An 18654-nucleotide genomic window follows, 5' to 3' on the forward strand; every position below is an offset into this window, starting at 1 on the left:
AACGATCTGAAGGGTGCCAACTGTTAGCTAATCCATTACAGTCCGCCCCCCCTGATCGAGGTTTGTCCCGGCTCTTGATGGGAGATCACTAATAGGGGCTTGAAGGCTGTGGAATGAGGTTAGTGCTCGCGACAAAAGACCTGACGGTAGCCGGTCGATCCTTCAAAGGTTTCCCGCTCTTGGTTGGTTCAGATGGCTGGCCTGTGGAACCGGCTCAATCATTCCTATGGCACATCCTAGTCGAGTCAGGTGAGGCACTCAGTGTTCTGACGTGGGAGGCCTATGGTCGCCGTCTGTTCGACTACTTCGCCTTCCTGGAGGCTAATGGCCTGGCCTGGAATGAGGAGAGTCAGGCAGATGGCCTGAGCGTCCTGTCGCGATATAGAGACTGGTCGAGCGGTGAGCTGGAGCTAGATCCCAGCACACTGAATAAGCGACTGAACCTAATTGTGAGGTTCTACCAATGGGCCAAGCAGCGTGATCTGATCGCAGTTCTACCCTTTGGCGAGCGAAGGGTCAGAGCGACTCCGCACTCTGGCTTTCTCAGTCACGTAGCGCGTCCTAACGCCGCGAGTACCAAACCCTCAGTGATGGTGCGAGAGCGTAAGCGATTGACCAAATTCCTGACCAGAGATCAGGCAAAGGTTTGCCTCGCCCTTGATGCAGATCCGAGTCACCGGATCTTGTTCCATCTAATGGTTCGTACTGGCCTTCGCTCCTGCGAGGCTCGCACTTTCCCTCTCAAGTACATCTTTAATCCTCGGCTGAAGAAGGGCCTACGTCCTGGGCAAATGATCAGCGTGGCTCTTGAACCATCGGACATGCATCTCAAGTACAACCGTCCGAGGACAATTGACGTGCCTTGGTCGCTGATGGAGGAAATGTGGTCGTACACGCTTCATAAGCGCGAAGTACGGAAAGCGACCGGCAACGGACGCACCACGGCCTTGGTGCTGACCAAGGAGGGGCGGCAATACGCGAAAGACTCTATCGTCGACGTGATGAAAGCGTATGAGCGCAAGTGCGGCTTTTATGTTAGGGCCCATATGCTTCGCCATACCTATGGAACTTATACCCTTCTTGCATTGCGAAAAAGCCGAGATTTTAAAGGCGAGCCGTTACTCTATGTCCGAGACAGAATGGGGCACTCCGACATTAAAACAACAATGGTGTATCTGCATCTAATTAATCAGCTAGAGGCTCAGTCTGTTCTTGCCCATGAGGATGAGATAGACATGATGTTTATGGCCGGCTCTACTCCAAGCGCCTGAGGTACTACTGTTGGCCCGAAAGAAAAGCTATAAGGCCGAGATGCATTCGGTCACTAAAGGATTCGAGACCGTAGAGAATGAGCTTGTAATCGATCTCCCGAAAAATCCTCGGAATGTAACTAAAATTGATCACACTCAGTACATTGGGCTTGGCTTTGACGCATGGGCCATTCAGAGCACTCATGTAATCAGGGCGCTGGTCAATGGAGGGAACTTCTCTCTGGCTACTCTTGTAGGGTACTCCAGCTATGGCCTTCGATATTTCATGGCCTTCTTGAAAAGCGGAGCGATTGATTCACCACCGTCATCCCCCAACAGTCTAACTAGACGGCATCTTGATCGATATGTTTCTTGGTTGAAGCTAAAATATCCAAACGGGTCGACTGCAAAGAACTATTACACTTCACTGAGGTCATTGATCATCAGTCTAATTGAATACGGATTCATTGAGACAGACAAAGATAATTTTCTTCCAGTTGTTCCTTTCCCGAATAACGCGAAATCCACCAATGACGCGAAGCCGCTCAGCCTCTCGGAAATGCAGGGTCTTATAACTGCACTAAAATCAGACTTAATAGCTATTCATAAGGGGTTATTCCCTGGGAATGACGCTGAAGCAATGACGGTCTTGTTACTGATTACAGCCGCCAGATCTGGCATTAACACTACGCCGCTCCTAGAAATGTCTAGAGATGCGCTCCAGCCACACCCATTCATCCCTAATCTTCGACTTTTGAACACCGTAAAAAGACGCGGAAAGGGTGCTCAGAGCAAAACCATTCGACAGACGGGACTGCATGACGAATACAACTCAATTCCTTTAGATGGGGTTGCTGTTGTAAATAAGGCTTTGTCAATTTCTGAACCACTGGTTGGGTTTGCACCTGAGAATATTAAGTCGCATGTTTGGCTATATAGATCCGGACAGAATGGGCATGGTCATAAGATAGTCGCGCTTGCTTCCAGCACGTTATTTCAATCAACGAAGAGTATTTGTGCGCGACACTCTTTGAAGGATGATCAGGGCAAGCCGCTGATCGTTAATCTCAGTCGTCTTCGAAAGACTATGGAAAGTAGGCTTTGGAAGCTCAGCGGCGGCGACCTACTGGAAGTGTCCGCCGTGATGGGCCAGTCCCCTAGCGTCGCTGATAACCATTATTTGAAGATAAATGACGAGATCAGGGTTGAGGGAGCGATCTTCGTCGGATCGGCTTTCACCGATCAGCTGCGTGGCATCAATGTCACACCGACACCCCCAGGAGGCTGTAAAGATAGCCTCTATGGAAGCCTGGCGCCCAAAGATGGTGTCACCCATTGTTCCGAGTTCATTCATTGCTTGACATGTCCTAGTTACGCAATTGTCGGTACTCTTGATGACTTGTATCGACTGTTCAGCTATCAGCAGTTTCTGCGCGCGGAGATGGAGTATTTTTTAACGGATGAGTGGGCGGGATGGCGCAAACGCCAAGGCGATTTCATCAGGCTCATTGACGAGTTTACGTCGAGAAAATTTAATATTGAACTGATCGAGGCGGCTAAAGCCAAAGCGAAAATGTCCCCTCATCCGTTCTGGGGATGCAAGATTGAGTTTATGCGGAAAATTCGAGGGGGCGATCTTGTCGGCTAATAGGAACTCCAAGGCAGCTCTCAAGGCCTATGATGTACTGTTCGCGCAACCTGTAACAGCCTCGGGCCTAAGCAAGGCTGAGCGAGATGCGATAGTTGTTAGTGCGATTGTTAATGATCATGGCGAAACTTTTGTATTAAGCAGATTTGGTGATGCTCGGTGGGATCTTCGGCCATTCTTTGATCAATCTAACGTAAGCGAGGGGCACAAGTATGTCAGTTGGGACTTTAATCTCCCACCTGAGATGATTGATGACTGCAAGGCAGTCGCGTATGCATGGTTCAAGAGAGGGCTCCCAGGGTCAAAGCCACCTGTCGCCAGGGGGATCACAACTCTCGTCAGCGCCAGCGTAATTCCGTTCATTCGTTGGCTTAGTGGCTTGGGAATTGAACGGTTTTCCGATGTTCGGCCTATACATATCAGCAATTACATACATCATTGCAAGTCAGAATCATTGAGGCCGATGCCTCTTTATTCCAGGCTGCGGATAATTGATTTTTTATGGATTTTCTCTGTCGAAACCATTTCCCCTCTTCAGTATTTTCCATGGGGAGAGTCGTCCCTGTGGCGAGTTAGCGGAATTGGAGAAACAAGGGGCAGTTCAGCTGCTAATAAGAACACCGGTAGGACGGATATAATTCCACCAGACGATCAGGCGAAGATATTTAATTACTGCGAGCAGGTCGTCCATGAGGCGAAAGAAGATTTGATGGTCACCGGCATTGGCACCTTTACTCGCCGCAGCTCCAAAATGATTAATTGTCGTGATGCTGTCTTATACATCGCGTCAATTACCAGCGGCATGCGTAACGAAGAAGTCATCGGAATTGAAGTCGGTGCATGGCGAAAAGAGGTGGTGGATGGTGTTACTTACTGCTGGGTAATCACGACCGAGCATAAAACAGGAAAGGGGCGAGTCGAATATCTTGTCCCTGAGCTTACGCTGGATGCGTTAAATCTCTTTGCCATGTGCTCAACCCCAATGAGAAGAGAGCTTGAGGCGGAGTTGAGCGACCTTGAACTGTCGCCCAACTCAACTGACTCCGCTGATCTTTTGCTTCGATTGGAGAAGGCCAGAAAAGACTCGAAGAGACTGTTCCTCTGCTTGAATGGAAGCGGCAACAAAACCGAGCGTGTTGGACACATCGAAGTGCTCAGCGCCGCAGGTTCCAATGAGGCCTTCAAGCGGCTCGCAAAAGCCGCTGGAAGTGATTGGCCATTGCGGACTCACCAGTGCCGTCGCACCTATGCCCGGTGCTTTGTAGAGTCTCGTATGGGGCGTGCTTCGCTTGTATTCCTCAAGTGGCAGTTCAAACACAGCAGTATGAGCATGACTCAGCTCTATGCCTCCAACCCCCTTCAGGATCTCACGTTGTTCGATGAGATCCTCCAGCAGATGACCGAATTCAAAATCGACCTGATTGAATCTTGGCTCGACGATCAGCCATTGGCCGGAGGCGCAGGAGAGAGGATCGTTGAGTTGCGGGCTATTCCGGTCAAGAACAGGGCCGCTCTACTGGCCCAAACTGCGCCTCATGCGAATATTCGGGCGACTGGCCATGGCTGGTGCATTGCCACAGAGCGCGGATGCGGAGGTGCGGGCTTATACGAGGCGACACGGTGCCCTGGGTGCAAGCATTCGGTAATTGATGAGACATTCGCCGGCACTTGGCATGCTATCTACTCGCAACAGCGGGAGCTGATGAAAATTGAGGATGCAGGCCCAGCAGTAAGACAGCGTGCCGAGCGTGATTTGAAAGTCGCGCTCGATGTTATCAACAGCCTAGGCATATCCCCCCATGACGACGAGCAAGAAGGGGCTGTGAATGACTAAGCAAGCGACGGAGCCTCGCTCCACTGGACGATCTCGGCCAAAGACAACCGATGCACTCGACAAGGTCATCGATGGCATGGTCGAGGGCAACCAAAAGCTCAGCATCTCCTCAGTTGCCAGGGCCGCAGGAGTAACGCCGGGCCTTATCCATAACACCTACCCTGCGGTGGCGGAACGTATTCGCAACCTTATGGGCAAGTCGGTGCGCGCCCAGCGTGACTCCAAGCATCAAGCACTGATGAAGGAGAAAGAACTGAACAAGGCGCTCCGGGCGGAGAACAGCCTGCTTCTTGAGGAGTTAGCCAGGCTCGCGTCGGTGAACCAGCGCCTCATGATTGAGCTGGCCCAGTTGGATGGCGTTGCCCAAGGTAAGGTAGTTACGCTAGCACCGAAGCCTGGGGCTAAGTAGCCCCAGGGGCTTATTTCACCATCCGTAGCTGATCGATCCTGGTTGTATAGCTGGGGCTCAGCACCTCGTGCTTCATGTTCCACTCCGGGGTAACTGCTGCCGCATCGGTGGGGGCCTGCCTAACTCATGGTGGAATAGGATGCCCCCCGTGGCGTCGACGTGAGGGCTTAGCGAGGCGGTGTGCCCATGTGTTGCTGATGCTGCATCATCTGATCCATCATCATTTGCTGCATGCCCATGTACCTATCCATCATGTATTGATGCTGCTTCATCTGCTCAGGCGTCATCTGGGAGTAGTGGCTGCCCATTTGATCCCAGCCCATCATGTGACCACCTCCCATCATCTGACCGTCACCCATCATGTGGCCACCTCCCATCATCTGACCGTTACCCATCATATGGCCACCCATCATGCCCCCTCCGCAGCACCCCATCATTCCGCCGCCACGCATTCCGTTCATCATGTGCATTCCTTGCTGCATCATGGTTTGGTGCTCTTGCATCAGTTTCTGACGCTGTGCAGGGTCGCTAGCTTTCTGGATTTGGCTCATTTGCTCCTGCATTTTCTTGAGATTTTCTTGTGCCTTCGCCATCTCTTGGTCGAATTGCTCAACGCTTATCGGTTGCTGTTGGGCCGATTTAGCAGCGGTTGAGTCCTGCTGCGCGGAGGCTAATGCGGGGAAAAGCGCTGCCGCCAAAGCGACGGCGGCGAGTTGGGATGCTTTCATCTTCTACTCCTTGCAGCGGGTGATTGATCGAGGGTGAATCACTACTTTCCAATATAGACCTCAATTTTTGGCATAGCCTGACTGGGATCAATGGTTGACCCTGTACCTGCTACAGGGTGTATTTAGGCTGCCTACTTGTTAGGAGGTGAACGGGATGAGTGGTGACAAAGCTTGTGGTTGTGCGAATAGCGTTGCACCGTCGAATGAGGTGTCCACCCGAAGCAATGGGGCTGCGTGGGTCAGTGAGTTTTCTGTACCCAAGATGGACTGTCCCTCTGAAGAACGCATGATTCGCTTGGCTTTGGAGGGACTGGAAGGTATCGAGTCGTTATCCTTCGATCTCAGTCAACGGCGCGTTCACGTCTATCACTCGGGGGCGATAGATCTGCACGCTAACAAGCTCGATTCCTTGGGCCTTGGCTCGACCCTGATAGGTACGCGGGCTTGCGCACCAAGCGAGGTCGCGGAGAGAGGGAAAGCTGACGCCCAGGAGGCTCTAGACGAGTCCAGAGTGCTTAAAGCTTTGTTGGGTATCAACGCTCTTATGTTTGTAGCCGAGTTGGTTCTTGGGGTTATTGCTGAGTCCACAGGGTTGATTGCGGATTCACTGGATATGTTCGCCGATGCCGCTGTTTATGGCCTTGCCTTCTATGCCGCTGGACGGAGCAAGGGTCTACAGCTTAAGGCCGCACATCTGTCGGGCTTTCTACAAATAGCGCTCGCGTTAGGCGTTTTATTGGAAGTTGTGCGCAGATTTATTTTCGGCAGCGAACCTGAGTCATTGTTGATGATGGGGGTTGGCCTGGTCGCCCTTGTGGCCAATGTTGGCTGTTTGCTCTTGATATCAAAACACCGGAATGGTGGCGCTCACATGCGAGCAAGCTGGATATTCTCAGCAAACGATGTATTGGCCAACCTAGGGGTTATTGTTGCTGGCTTACTGGTTATGCTTACGGGTTCGCCTTATCCCGACCTTGCCATTGGTTTTGCTGTCGGGCTGCTTGTCCTCAACGGTGGTCGGCGAATTCTTGCCATGAAGGCTTGATGATCGTGCTCAAACCTCCGCCCATTAAGCAACGTGGAGGTTTAACCGGGAGGAAATTAATCTTTCTTTTTTCGATCTACCTAAAGGACGTGCTCACGCGCTTGCCAACCCTGAAAGCCAGCGCCTTGATCGAGCTGTTGCTGCACAGCTGGGCTCCCCGGCAGGGCGTGATGCCCCGTTCGCCTAGCTAGATGTATGCGTCCGGTTGATTTCTGTACGTCGGCACGATGGTGCCCACTTACCGTGAGCAAACGCTCTTTTCTGCCACCTCAATCAGATCGGCCTTGCCAGCTTGCGGGCGACTGTACGCATGACCTGCTGGGATGACGATGGTTGCGTTGGCGTTCGAACAGTGGTCGTGAAGGGTTTCAAGAGGCCTCGAAAAATTGAAAAATTGTTAGTCTTGTAAAATGCTTATAAAACAGTATGTTACAATCTACTAACTGTTAGAGTCATTCAGATACAACGACGGCTGCGTCATTGCCCGGAGCTACGATGCCAAGCCCTTTGTCAAAATGGGCGAGCCGTATTTCCAGATCAAGCACAAGCTAAAGCAGCACGGCATCGTAGCCTTTTCCTCGAACTATGCGCTGTACGGTGACTTGAGCGAGCGGGTTATGACGGTGATCGAAAGCATGGTTCCCGCAGTCGAGATCTACAGCATTGACGAGGCATTTGCTGACCTATCCGGTATCGATGGTCTGGACGCCCTGGGTCGGCAGATCCGCGCCAGGGTACTGCGCGACACCGGAATCCCCGTGGGCGTAGGGATCGCCACCACAAAGACCCTGGCCAAGCTGGCTAACCACACGGCAAAACGACTGCAGGCCCAGACCGGCGATGTGGTGAACATCACCGACACGGCCAAGCGCGATTGGGTGCTGCGCAATACCGACGTAGCCGAGGTGTGGGGTATCGGCCGGAAAATGAAACTCCATCTCGACGAGCTGGGCATCAAGTCCGCTATGGACCTGGCCAAGGCGGACCCGTGGACGCTGCGCAAGAAGTTCAGCATCGTGATTGAGAAGACCGCCCGGGAGTTAGCCGGCACGTCTTGCCTGGAGTTGGACGAGCCCGATCCGCCGAAGCAGGAGATCTGCTGCAGTCGGATGTTCGGTAAGCGACAGACCGAGTTGCCGCCGATCAAAGAGGCGGTGGCCACCTACATGATGCGAGCCTCAGAAAAGCTTCGGGCCCAGGGATCTCTGTGCAAGAAGGTCCGTGTCTGCATCCGTACAGGTATGTTCAATCCGCAAGAGGCCAAGTATGCAAACGGGGTGGTGGTCGACCTCCCGTACCCCACCGATGACGTGCGCCTGCTGACAAAGGCGGCCGTTGATGCAGTCGACCACATCTTCCGGCCAGGCTTCAAATACAGCAAGGCCGAGGTGATGCTGCTCAACCTGTGCCAGCCAGGCGAATACACCGACGATCTATTCGCGGTGTCGCAGCAAGTGGAAGCCTCCAGGGTGATGGCGGTGCTGGATCAGATCAATGGACGATGGGGGCGGGGAACGCTTCGCTCGGCCAGCGTGCCGACGAACCCTGACTGGGGGATGCGCCGGGAGATGATGAGCCAGAGCTACACGACAAGGCTTGATCAGCTTTGGTCAGTGGCTTGTAAGTAGTGTCAGAGATCGCTCGGTCGCGCGCGGAGATTCCGACGATCACTCGGGTGTCATGAGGACAGCTAGGGTCAGCTTGATGAACTCTTCGTTCTGGTCGATGGTTTCCAGGGCGCCGCGCACGTTCTCGGCCACCTCGGCGCCGCCGTGTTGCTCCACCCAATTGGTCAGTTCCATGATGGCGGCTTAGAGTGCGAGTTGGTTTTCGTTGAGCTTTGAAAGCAGGGAAGGGAGTAGATCTGAGTTCGGCATCGGCGTTCCTCGGTGGAGTGAACAGCGTAGCAGTTTAATTGCGTGAGCCAAGCCAGCGCTTGAATGTCCGCTTTCGACCCATAGCTGCCCTTCGCTGAGGGCAGATTAGGGGTGGTTTCAGCCGGTCGTGGTTATGGAGTAAGTGACCAAGCCTCGCTAGATATTTGGCAGATCGCCTGAACCGCTAACTCGACTGCAGGGTGCTCGCGATCCTGTAACCACGTCAGAACCAATTGCTCCCTGGCCAGGCGCACAGAACATTCGGGCCCCATATGAGCGGAAGTAGTATCTAGGTCTGATGAGTAACCAACCACGCATGCGTTGCTAAAAAAGCAAAAGTCATTTGCGATTTGAGCGGATTGTTGCTCATCGAGTCCTAAGTTAGCATCGATCCATCGCTGCAACTCATCAGACTTTTGGCGTGAGTTCAAGACAGTCTTCATCGTTTACCTGTCGCTCAGCTGATCGTCGTCCCACTCGATCAAAGATGGAAACTCCAATGTCGAAACTCTTCGAAGAATTCCGCATGGGCGACACCACGCTCAAAAATCGTATCATCATGGCGCCTTTAACCCGCTCTCGCGCACCCAATGATGCCGCCGATGAGCGAGTGGCGTTGTACTACGCGCAACGCGCCACCGCAGGCTTGATTGTCAGCGAGGGCACGCCGATATCTCGTGAAGGTCAAGGCTACCTCTTCAATCCCGGCATCTTTACCCCTGAGCAAATCGCTGGATGGCGCCTCACCACCAACTCGGTGCATGCCGTGGGTGGCAAGATGTTTGCGCAAATCTGGCATGTGGGTCGTGTTTCGCATCCATCGATTCAGGATGGCGGGAAACTGCCGGTGAGCGCCACGTCGAAGCAAGCGGTTGGCGCGACAGCTTTCGGCTACGACGCTGACGGCAAGCCGGCGTTGGTAGAGCCACCGGCGCCGCGCCAGCTCACAACGGCCGAGGTTTCGCGGATCGTCGGTGAGTTCGCGCAGGCGGCCGAAAATGCGATCAAGGCAGGTTTTGATGGCGTAGAAATTCATGGTGCCAATGGCTATCTGTTCGAGCAGTTCATGAATCCGCTGGTCAATGATCGAACCGATCAGTACTCCGCCGATCAGTTGGAAAATCGTCTGCGCTTCACCCTGGAAGTCATTGACGCCGTGGTTGGGCGGATTGGCGCGGGCCGTGTGGGTATCCGTATTTCGCCGTATGGTCAACTGTTCGATATGCCGTTATATGAGCAAATCGATGAAACCTACACCGCGCTTGCCACAGAGATTGGCGCTCGGCAACTGGCCTATGTTCATGTCATGGATCAGTCCGGATTTCCTGCCCCGGGTACCGAGGGTGGCGGTGGCGGCCCGAAAGCGACCTTTCTCAATTTGCTGTCGACCATGAAATCAAAGTTGCCTGACACGGCGCTCATTTTGGCTGGCGGTATGTCGCGCGAACGTGCGCAAGACCTGATCAATGACGGCATCATCGACCTTGCCGCATTTGGCACCGCTTACATCAGCAACCCTGATCTGGTGGCGCGCCTGGAGAACAACTGGCCTCTGACCGAAGCCAAGCGCGAAACCTTCTACGGCGGCGGGGCCGAAGGATATGTCGATTACGCGCCTCATCGAGGGTAAGCAGTCGCGACCTGGCAAGGTTCCACTTCCTGAGATATTGGCAGCCGTCACCGGTATTTGGTGCGGCTGCTTTTTCATGTCTGATGCAAACAGGTCTGAGAGGCGGGTCCGAGAGGACAATCAGGAGCCATTCTGTTTTAGTACAGATCCACTGCGCCTTCTGTTGGAGATTTCCCCTATGCACCTCAAAGCGCACCGGTACTTTGTCATGGTTGCCGTGACCGGCAGCTTCTCGGCGACGGCGCGACACTTTCGCGTTCCTGCGTCCTCCGTTTCACGCTTCATCGCGGCGCTGGAACGGGAGGTGGGCCAGCAGCTACTGTATCGGAATACTCGCGCAGTCAAGCTGACGGAAGCGGGCGAGCGCTATTACGTGCAGATCCGCGAAGTGTTGGAGTTGTTGGATGCCGCCGATGAGGAAGTCACCGGCAAGGGGGGCGAGATTCGTGGCCTTGTTCGGATCAACGCGCCGGTTGCGTTCGGCAGCCTGCATATCGTGAAGCTGTTGAATGGTCTGTATGACAAGTATCCGCAATTGACTGTTGAACTGACGGTCACCGATGCCTTTATTGACCCGGTTCAGGAGGGCGCAGACATCATATTTCGGGTGGGGCACTTGGAAGATTCCGGATTGATTGGCCGGAAAATTTGCGACCAACAATACGTTCTATGCGCTAGCGCAGAGTACATAGAGAAGTACGGCAAACCCGCTTCGCCAGAGGATCTGCAGAACCATGCGTGTCTGGTCTACAAGGGAACCGATGGGGCGCAGCGCTGGTATTTTAGAAAGCCGGCCAGCGACAAGGTGAAAATCATCGAGGTACATGGCCCGCTCAGAAGCAACAATGGGCAGGTACTGGTAGAGGCGGCGCTCGCGGGACGGGGAATTGTGTTCTTTCCTTCCTGGCTCTTCTGTAGAGAGAGTTTTATAAACAAGCAGCTCATTCAGCTTTTGCCCGATTGGGAGGGGGCGGTTGAGCAGACGCCAAGTCAGATACATTTAATTTCCCCCGAGAATCGACTCCGCTCTCAGAAGGTTCGCGTGGTGTGGGACTACTTCATCAGTGCGATTGGCGTTCCTCCCTATTGGGAGGATCTCAGTGGGTCACGAACTGACTGTGAAGTATGAAAATGCGAAGGTCCGCTGTTGGCCGAAATCAGCCAGTAATCGTCAGGCTGCTTGCTGATTGTTTGTGTTCGGTCGGCAGGACGCCGGGGGAGGACTGGGCCAATTTCTGGGCCAGTGATGAATTTCAAAAGCGGGTAGATGCGGAGCGTGATGGGGGATCGATGAGTAAAACCAGGGACTTGGCAAGGATGCCAGCCCCACTTTAATAGGCCAACCCCTCGGCGCCGTACGGAACAGACTCAGAAAAACTGCATTAGTGCGGAGCAGATTTTTCTCATGAAACAAGCTATTCGGCGTTATCTGATATGGTTTTTTAGTTTTTACCTGAATCTGTAACCTGCTGAGCTGCAAGTGCATAGTCGCCTCCCCCAACCCACACCTCGCTTAGATAGCACCGCTGCTCGTGGATCAGGGCCAAAACCGATGCGACCCAGGCGCAGCCTCGCTAAAGCTTGACCGTGAACTTCGTATCTACGAGGGTTCTGCTTTTAAATTCCGCGAGCCCGCACTTTTTTGATGTTCACTTCAGGGCAGGATTGGCGGGGTTGAGTTTTTCCAGCTTTGCATCACCGCCTGGGCCTTGGGCTCCTGACCGTTTTCCAGGTAGTACTGGATCAACGACAACCGGGCATTGCGGTTTATTGCTGCAACGGTGCTATGCCGAAGGTGCAGGCCACCTTGAAGTCGGCCAGCACCGTCTCGGACGTGGCCTCCTGCATCGCCAATTGATGGCGCGAGCCTTGTCAGTCCTTGACCTGGGCGGTATGCAGCCCTGACGCAGGCCATCGGTCTGTCAAATCTGCGCTGTGGAATATCCCGTAGCCGTGAATGGAAAACGGGTTATTTCGCCAGAGTTGGCTATACCTACAGCTCAGTGTTCAGACGATGACTGTCAAGGAGTTGTGCCATGAAGCTAGGGCTAATGATCAGCACACTATGCATCGCCTTGATCGGGGTGGTGGGTTGTGCCAGTAAGGTTACGCAACCGGACGAGTACTCCGGATTTCTCCAGGACTACGGCAAGCTGCAAGAAGCCAAGTCACCATCGGGCGTGGAGGTGATGCGCTGGGTCGATCCCAAGTTGAATCTGCGCCGCTACACCGCCGTGTATATCGAACCCACCCAGTTTTACCCGCAACCCCAGGCCACCACCAAGATCCCCCAGGCAACCCTGAACGGCATCAATGCTTACTATAACGAGGCCCTCAAGCGTGAACTGAGTAAATCATTGCCGCTGGCCAACGGCCCCGGCCCTGCAATCATTATAGTGCGCGCGGCGATCACCGCCGTCAGCAGCAAGGCCGAAGGCCTCAAGCCCTACGAACTGATCCCTATCGCGTTGGTGGCAGCGGCGGTGAACACGGCATCAGGCGGGCGCGACGAGGAAACCACCCTGGGCACCGAAGCGGTGTTCCTTGATGGCGATACCAACCAGGTGGTGGCGCAAGTGGTGCGCAAAGGCACCGGTAAGGAATTGGAAAATGATGCCCAAGTGATGAAGCCCGAAGATGTGAAGAATGTGATTGATGGCTGGGCGTCGGATATGCACCAGTCGTATCTCAAACTCAAGGGCAAGTGATCGCTATCTACACATCTCTTGAGGTTGCTGATAACTGAGGGGGCAGGTTCGGTTCTGAGTACATATCCGTTGTTGCGGTAAGGGTGTAACACTATGCAGCCCTGACCAAAATAGCGGATATGTACCCAGCCCAGCCTATGCCTGCAGCCCCAGAGGGGGCAAGCCCGCTCGCCACAGTAGGCCAGGCAGAAGTTGGTCAATCGCCGGTAAACCAGCGGTAATACCATGGCTCTACTTCTTGTTTCGGCCTGACGTCAGGGATGTGCGGGTGTTACTTCATCGGGGTCAGCAGTGGCAGCTTCCACTGGCGGCTACCCACCTCAGGCTTGGGCAGGTAAATGCGCAGCACGGTGTAAAATGGACCGGGTGGTGCGGGCAACCAGTTGCTTTGTTCGGCTTTCGGCGGCTCGTGATGTTGCACCATCAGCGTCAGGCCGCCGTCGGCATCAAGCTTGAGGCCGGGCAACATCCGCGAATTGATCAGGTAGCGCTTCTTGTGGTTGGGCACCAGCAGTTTGCTCTTGCCGTCGTACATCGTCAGCGACCAGAAGGCATCGGTCGGCGGCAATTGGTCCTTGGCAAAGTGCAGGGTGTAGCTGCGCTTGGCACCGTTGGCGGGTTTGCCTTCGCTGTCGACGAAGTAGCCCATGTACGCCGCTTCATTGGTGGAGTTACCGAAAATCCCCATGTCGGCACCGGCGTAGCGGTACAGGTAATTGTTTTTCAGGTGGTCGCGGCTGCCGAACAGATCACCGCTGAACACTTGGTGGCTGTCTACCTTGTCTTTCTTGAAGGTGGCGAACTCAGCCTTGCCGTCGGCGATCCCGTCTTCCAGGGCCTTGCGCTGTTCGGCGCTCAGTTGGGCGACCTTGAACGGTGCCCCAGGGGCGATGCCGATTTTGGCGAAGCGCACCAGGGTGTCTTTTTCACTGTCCTGGGGCGCGGCGAAGGCCAGCATGAAGTTGAGGTAGCGAAACAGCTGCGGACTGTCGCTCATGTTGGGGGTGGGTTTGGGCCATTGGATTTTCGCCGTCTTGGCCGGGGCCGGTTGTTTCACGTAGCTGCTCAGGGACTGGACCTTGTAACCGGCCTGGATCTGCTTGACCTTGCCCAGGTCCTTGTCGTCGAACAGTTGAGTGCGGTACAGCGCGTAGGCGATGTTGCTTTCGCTATACACCACCCGGTCGATGTCCACCGGCTGCTGACCTTTCCAGCTCGGGCCGGCAATCATGTAGTGCCCGCCGTTGTTGCCGGTACTGCGGGTGCCCAGATAGGCGAAGTTCTGCGTGTAGAGATCGATCAACTGCACCGAGTAATAGCGGTTTTCGTCGATTTTCGGCAGGGTCAGCACCACGGGCTCACGGCGTAAATCCAGCCAGACGAAGGAGTAGGGCGTGTCCGAATTGGGGGTGACGAACGCGGTGTCCTTGGGCGTGAAAACCTGGGCGGTGTTGCCGATGTGGTTGAACGGCGCCTTGAAGTTGGCACCACTCTTGTCCACCGCTTGGGTGTAGAGGGTTTTGTACATTTCTACCACCGGGAAGCCGTACAGATACGCTTCCTTGGCGATGGCCCGGGCTTCGCTGGGTGTGGCCGTGAAATCGGCCCAGGCGCTGGCGCTCATGAGTATCGAGAGGCTCGCCAACAGCAGGCGGGTCGGTTTTCCAATCATGTTGTTGCGTCCTTACTGGGCTCTTTATTAAAGAGCCGGGGTGATGTCGTCGGGTTTCCAGCTGTTATCGAGGTAGGCCTGGGTGGGCGCAGACAGTCGTAAATAGCTGAACCAGGTTGCCCGGCAGAGTTTGCACCCAGTTATTCTGGAAGTCTTTTGCGATGCGGGTGTCGAGCCCCTGGGCCTGTACACCCACACCACAACTGGCCGACAGGGCCAACAGGCTGAATCCGGCATTGCGAATCAAGGCATGCATATCACGTCCTTATTTTCCGAAGGTCACGTTGATCCCGGCAAACAGGGTGAACTGTGGCAAGCCATTACCTTTGCGGGCAACGGTCCACTGGGGTTTGACGAAAGTGTTGAAAGTATTGCCGCCGGCTTTCCAGGCCTTGTCGGCACCGAAACCTATGGGGATGTAATGGGCAGCGTACCGCGCATCAGCAGATCGTTGGTGTGGGCGTTGCTGTCGTACAGCTTCGGGGTGTAATAGTCCTGCAGGTTGGCGTCCTGCGCGAGGTTGAGTGGGTTGTTGCTCTTGTTGGCGGTGTCGGCGTTATCGGCTTGGGCAGAAAGCGCAGGCAGCAGTAAGGCAACTAACATCACTGTTAGGGCACGTGGTGACCTGATCATGGGAATTCCCCCAATTCCTTGGCGTAAACCCGATGGCAGAGCTATGAGCGATGCCAGGATGTCCTTGTTTGGTTAAAGCTTGTAGGACATGTCGATTGAAATTAGCAGCAATATTCAGACACGCTAGCCAATCGAAAGAATTAGTTGGTTTGTGCGGCGCGAATCACGGATTTTGCGATGAGCGCGAGGGTTTCGAAGTGCCGCCCGTGCGGGGCGACATTTGAGGGAAGAGGCATTCAAGCCAGGATGGACTTCACCTTGTCCCGCAACTGGTCGATGGAAAATGGCTTGCCAATCACCTGCATGCCTGCCGGCACATCAATGCTTTCGGCATAGCCGCTGGCAAACAATATGGGCAGGGTGGGACGCAATTCACGGGCCTTGCCGGCCAGTTCCTGGCCATTCATATCCGGCAAGCCGACGTCGGTCATCATCAGGTCGATCACCTGTTCGGACTTTTTGATAATCATCAGGGCAGTTGCGGCATCTGCGGCTTCAAGCACCAGGTACCCCAGCTCTTCGAGGACATCGACGATCAACATGCGCACGATGGCGTCGTCTTCGACTACAAGGATGGTAGAGGCAGCGGCGGACATAGTGAAGGTTCCCGAGAAGTGGAGGTACAGGTCTTGATGGGTTGAAAAGACCATTCTCTAGTGAGTAGCGTCAATCCCGGCAAGCTCCCGAGGTAGCGTAGGCATTGTGACGATATTGGGTAGGAATGTCCCGCTTGGTTGGTCAGGAGCAGCCGATAGGGATCAAGGTTCATATGTCAGGATAGTTGTCGCCTCTCCGGTTTTTCCTAAAAAAGCATATCGGGGGCGGAAAGAGACTGGTCGTGCCGTACTATTCACCTGAACGCAGAGCCGCATTACTCAAGATGCTGCTTCCCCCACTGAACCTGTCGATGGCCGAGGTTTCCCGGCGCGAAGGGGTCAGCGAAATGTCTTTGTCCAACTGGCGCAAGCAGCTCAGTTCTGAAGGAAGTGCAGTGTCCGAAAACAAGCAATCGGCTCAGAACTGGTCAGCCGAAACCAAGTTTGCTGTCGTCCTTGAAGCGTCCGGTTTGTCCGAGATCGACCTGGGCGAGTATTGCCGCCGCAAAGGCCTTTACCCCGAGCAAATCACTGCCTGGCGACAAGCCTTCATCACCGGCCAGAAGTCGGAAAAGGCCCAGCAAAAAGAAGATCGGGAGCAGTCTCGCAAAGATAAGAAACGCATCCAGGAACTGGAGCGCGAACTGCGCCGCAAAGACAAGGCGCTCGCTGAAACAGCGGCGTTGTTGGTGCTGCGAAAAAAGCTCAACGACTACTGGGGGAGCGACAACGAGGACAATTGACGTCTTTGCCGCAGCGGCAGTTACTCGTTGACTGGCTGAGCCAAGCGGTCGCGTCGGGAGCCAGAAAAATCAGAGCCTGTCGGGAAATCGGTCTATCGCTTCGGACCTTGCAGCGGTGGACTGAAACAAACGCTATCCAGGCCGATGCCCGAACGACTGTCACACGACCAACGCCGCGTAATGCGCTGAGTGAGGTCGAGCGACAGGCTATTGTGACGCTGGTGCTGCACTCGGACAACGGCGCGCCGATGAAATCGGTGACGCTGTTGAGCAAAATGTATGAACTGGGCACTACGCCTTCGCGGGGACGACCGCGGGTCAGCAACGACAATCCGTACTCGGAGTCGCTGTTTAGAGCACTGCAATACTGCCCGCAATGGCCGCAGGATGGTTTTGCCAGTTTGGACGCCGCACGCGCTTGGGTGAGGGATCTCATGCGCTGGTACAACACCGAGCACTGGACCATCACGTCTTGCCCGGGGACATGAGCTGTACGAACGAGCCAAAGAGAAAAAGCCTGAGTGGTGGTCGGGTCGAACACGTAACTGGGAGCCTATCGGCACCGTGCTGTTGAACCCGGATCGAGAGCAACAGGTTGAGAAAAGAGCGGCATAGTTAGACGGCTGATGCGACAACCACCTTGAAAAACGCCGCCCCTTCAGTGGATACCCAGGCGGCACGCCCAATTGACCAGATCCGCGATGTTATGCGCATCGAGTTTGCGCATGAGATTCAGGCGGTGGGTTTCGACTGTCTTGATGGTGATCGACAGCTTTTCGGCGATATCCCGGTTACGGTCACCTTCGGCAATCAGCTTGAGTATCTGGCGTTCCCGGGTAGTCATGTTCGTCAACCCGCCGACATTGGGGGCGCTGGTCACGTGCGCCAGACTGAGCGCCGGATCGAGGAAAACCTGACCGGCGATGGCTGCTTGCAGGCCGGCCAACAGTATCTGCTGGGAGCTCTTCTTCAGTATGTAGGCCTGCGCGCCCGCGGCCAACGCATCGCGGGCACGGTGCTCGGACGCATCGGCGGTGACCACCACGATAATCAGCTCGGGACGGCGGCGTTTCAACTGGCGAATTACATCGATTCCATCCATTCCGGGCAAGCCCAGGTCGAGCAGCACCGCGTCAGGGTTGAGCTGCTGGCAAGCCGCATAGACGTTCAGGCCGTCGACGACTTCGCCGACGACTTCATAGGCAGGCATCGCCGAAAGCAGGGTTTTGATGCCGGAGATCAGCAGATAATGATCTTCGACGATCAGCATTCGTTGTGGTGCGGACTTGGGTTGCAGGTAGGACAGCATGATCAAAAGCCTGACTTTTTTAGGGAATGAGGCGCGAAGGCTATAGAGTTCAGGTGATTGCCGGATTCAGATTTTTCCCAATACTGACAAAGTCGTGCAATTCCTTCCATCGATATCCCTATGAAGTTTTCATCTTCTCTGGCTGCGCTTGAAACCATTCGTGTGCTTTCGCGAAAGGGACAGCGTTGGCATATGACACCTGTCCGGTGTCCCGGAGTGCTACGGGGAATACCCGCTGGCGTGTTGGTTCGCAACCCATGACGAGTCGCACCCGGTGTCTACACGAGACGTGTATCGTGGGGCGTCTGGCCACGGTGACCGAAGTGCTCGATGCCTTCAATCGCAAGGGTCCCCCACGCTTGCTGGCGGCTTTTCAAAGCATTCCGGGAATGGTCTCAGCCAATCGGTACTTACCCTCATCGATTGTCGGCATTGGCGACAATGTGGATTCCCTCTATGTCCAACTGGACAACGGCATGCGCTTGGTCGCTTGTCGATGGCCTTATTCAAGGATCAAGAGCTGATATCGCTGCCGCTGGAACTATGAATAACCGGATTGAAAAAGGACTATC

Annotated in this window: 13 protein-coding genes and 5 pseudogenes; 10 read left to right on the plus strand and 8 right to left on the minus strand. The window is 54.6% G+C overall.

The genetic code is table 11. From position 1 onward, the window contains the following. The first annotated feature begins 113 nt into the window (after positions 1-113). From FQ182_RS14625 to FQ182_RS14640, 4 genes are read left to right on the plus strand one after another with little or no spacing between them, the layout of a single operon-like run. Positions 114-1271, plus strand: a complete 1158-nt coding sequence (locus tag FQ182_RS14625) for a site-specific integrase (protein ID WP_149414028.1) — start codon at positions 114-116, stop codon at positions 1269-1271. Positions 1272-1281: 10 nt separating this feature from the next. After that, entirely contained in the window at positions 1282-2898 is a 1617-nt protein-coding gene (locus FQ182_RS14630) for a hypothetical protein (RefSeq protein WP_047299985.1), read from the plus strand. Then, positions 2888-4732 carry a site-specific integrase gene (locus tag FQ182_RS30310; RefSeq protein WP_230679663.1) on the plus strand — a complete coding sequence of 615 codons (1845 nt, stop codon included), beginning with the start codon at positions 2888-2890 and terminating at the stop codon, positions 4730-4732. Before FQ182_RS14630 ends, FQ182_RS30310 begins: the two co-directional genes overlap by 11 nt. Further along, the gene (locus tag FQ182_RS14640) at positions 4725-5141 is read left to right on the plus strand and encodes a TetR family transcriptional regulator (protein ID WP_170934336.1); all 417 of its coding nucleotides are present in this window, start codon (positions 4725-4727) and stop codon (positions 5139-5141) included. The genes FQ182_RS30310 and FQ182_RS14640 overlap by 8 nt, the downstream gene beginning before the upstream one ends. A 10-nt stretch (positions 5142-5151) precedes the next feature. On the opposite strand, the pseudogene FQ182_RS30935 reads toward FQ182_RS14640, so the two are convergent. Together FQ182_RS30935 and FQ182_RS14650 are read right to left on the minus strand one after the other, a co-directional pair. Beyond that, positions 5152-5232, minus strand: a pseudogene (locus FQ182_RS30935) (DUF4113 domain-containing protein); the annotation flags it as partial. 76 nt (positions 5233-5308) lie between these two features. Further along, on the minus strand, positions 5309-5869 hold the full coding sequence (locus FQ182_RS14650) for a hypothetical protein (protein ID WP_045633889.1): 561 nt from the start codon (positions 5867-5869) through the stop codon (positions 5309-5311). Between the two features lie 154 nt (positions 5870-6023). Here FQ182_RS14650 and FQ182_RS14655 point away from each other — a divergent pair, with 154 nt between their 5' ends. Together FQ182_RS14655 and FQ182_RS14665 are read left to right on the plus strand one after the other, a co-directional pair. Further along, positions 6024-6914, plus strand: coding sequence for a cation transporter (locus tag FQ182_RS14655; RefSeq protein WP_052906047.1), 891 nt, complete (start codon positions 6024-6026; stop codon positions 6912-6914). Between the two features lie 464 nt (positions 6915-7378). After that, positions 7379-8542: pseudogene (locus tag FQ182_RS14665) on the plus strand (DUF4113 domain-containing protein); the annotation flags it as partial. Positions 8543-8581: 39 nt separating this feature from the next. Here FQ182_RS14665 and FQ182_RS14670 read toward each other — a convergent pair. Further along, positions 8582-8791 (minus strand): annotated as a pseudogene (locus FQ182_RS14670) (hypothetical protein). Positions 8792-9290: 499 nt separating this feature from the next. Here FQ182_RS14670 and FQ182_RS14675 point away from each other — a divergent pair. From FQ182_RS14675 to FQ182_RS14690, 3 genes are all read left to right on the plus strand, one after another. Further along, positions 9291-10421, plus strand: a complete 1131-nt coding sequence (locus FQ182_RS14675; RefSeq protein WP_149414069.1) for an alkene reductase — start codon at positions 9291-9293, stop codon at positions 10419-10421. A 178-nt stretch (positions 10422-10599) separates the two neighbouring features. Then, positions 10600-11550: a LysR family transcriptional regulator gene (locus tag FQ182_RS14680; RefSeq protein WP_149414029.1), complete on the plus strand. Its 951-nt coding sequence runs from the start codon at positions 10600-10602 to the stop codon at positions 11548-11550. A gap of 907 nt (positions 11551-12457) precedes the next feature. Further along, on the plus strand, positions 12458-13129 hold the full coding sequence (locus FQ182_RS14690; protein WP_149414031.1) for a DUF3313 domain-containing protein: 672 nt from the start codon (positions 12458-12460) through the stop codon (positions 13127-13129). Positions 13130-13400: 271 nt separating this feature from the next. Here FQ182_RS14690 and FQ182_RS14695 read toward each other — a convergent pair whose 3' ends face one another. The 4 genes and pseudogenes from FQ182_RS14695 to FQ182_RS14705 form a co-directional block, all read right to left on the minus strand. Next, positions 13401-14801 carry a DUF1254 domain-containing protein gene (locus FQ182_RS14695; protein WP_149414032.1) on the minus strand — a complete coding sequence of 467 codons (1401 nt, stop codon included), beginning with the start codon at positions 14799-14801 and terminating at the stop codon, positions 13401-13403. Positions 14802-14865: 64 nt separating this feature from the next. Further along, positions 14866-15057 carry a hypothetical protein gene (locus FQ182_RS29805; RefSeq protein ID WP_178114458.1) on the minus strand — a complete coding sequence of 64 codons (192 nt, stop codon included), beginning with the start codon at positions 15055-15057 and terminating at the stop codon, positions 14866-14868. A 9-nt stretch (positions 15058-15066) separates the two neighbouring features. Further along, a pseudogene (locus FQ182_RS14700) lies at positions 15067-15434 on the minus strand (hypothetical protein). A 236-nt stretch (positions 15435-15670) separates the two neighbouring features. After that, complete coding sequence (locus tag FQ182_RS14705) at positions 15671-16030, minus strand: response regulator (RefSeq protein ID WP_149414033.1); 360 nt, start codon at positions 16028-16030, stop codon at positions 15671-15673. Between the two features lie 242 nt (positions 16031-16272). Between FQ182_RS14705 and FQ182_RS14710 the strand changes: the two are divergent. Then, positions 16273-17388: pseudogene (locus tag FQ182_RS14710) on the plus strand (transposase). 43 nt (positions 17389-17431) lie between these two features. Here the strand turns inward: FQ182_RS14710 and FQ182_RS14715 are convergent. Further along, positions 17432-18082, minus strand: a complete 651-nt coding sequence (locus FQ182_RS14715) for a two component system response regulator (protein WP_149414034.1) — start codon at positions 18080-18082, stop codon at positions 17432-17434. Positions 18083-18654: the final 572 nt, after the last annotated feature.

The organism is Pseudomonas sp. ANT_H4, assembly GCF_008369295.1.
Classification (GTDB): domain Bacteria; phylum Pseudomonadota; class Gammaproteobacteria; order Pseudomonadales; family Pseudomonadaceae; genus Aquipseudomonas.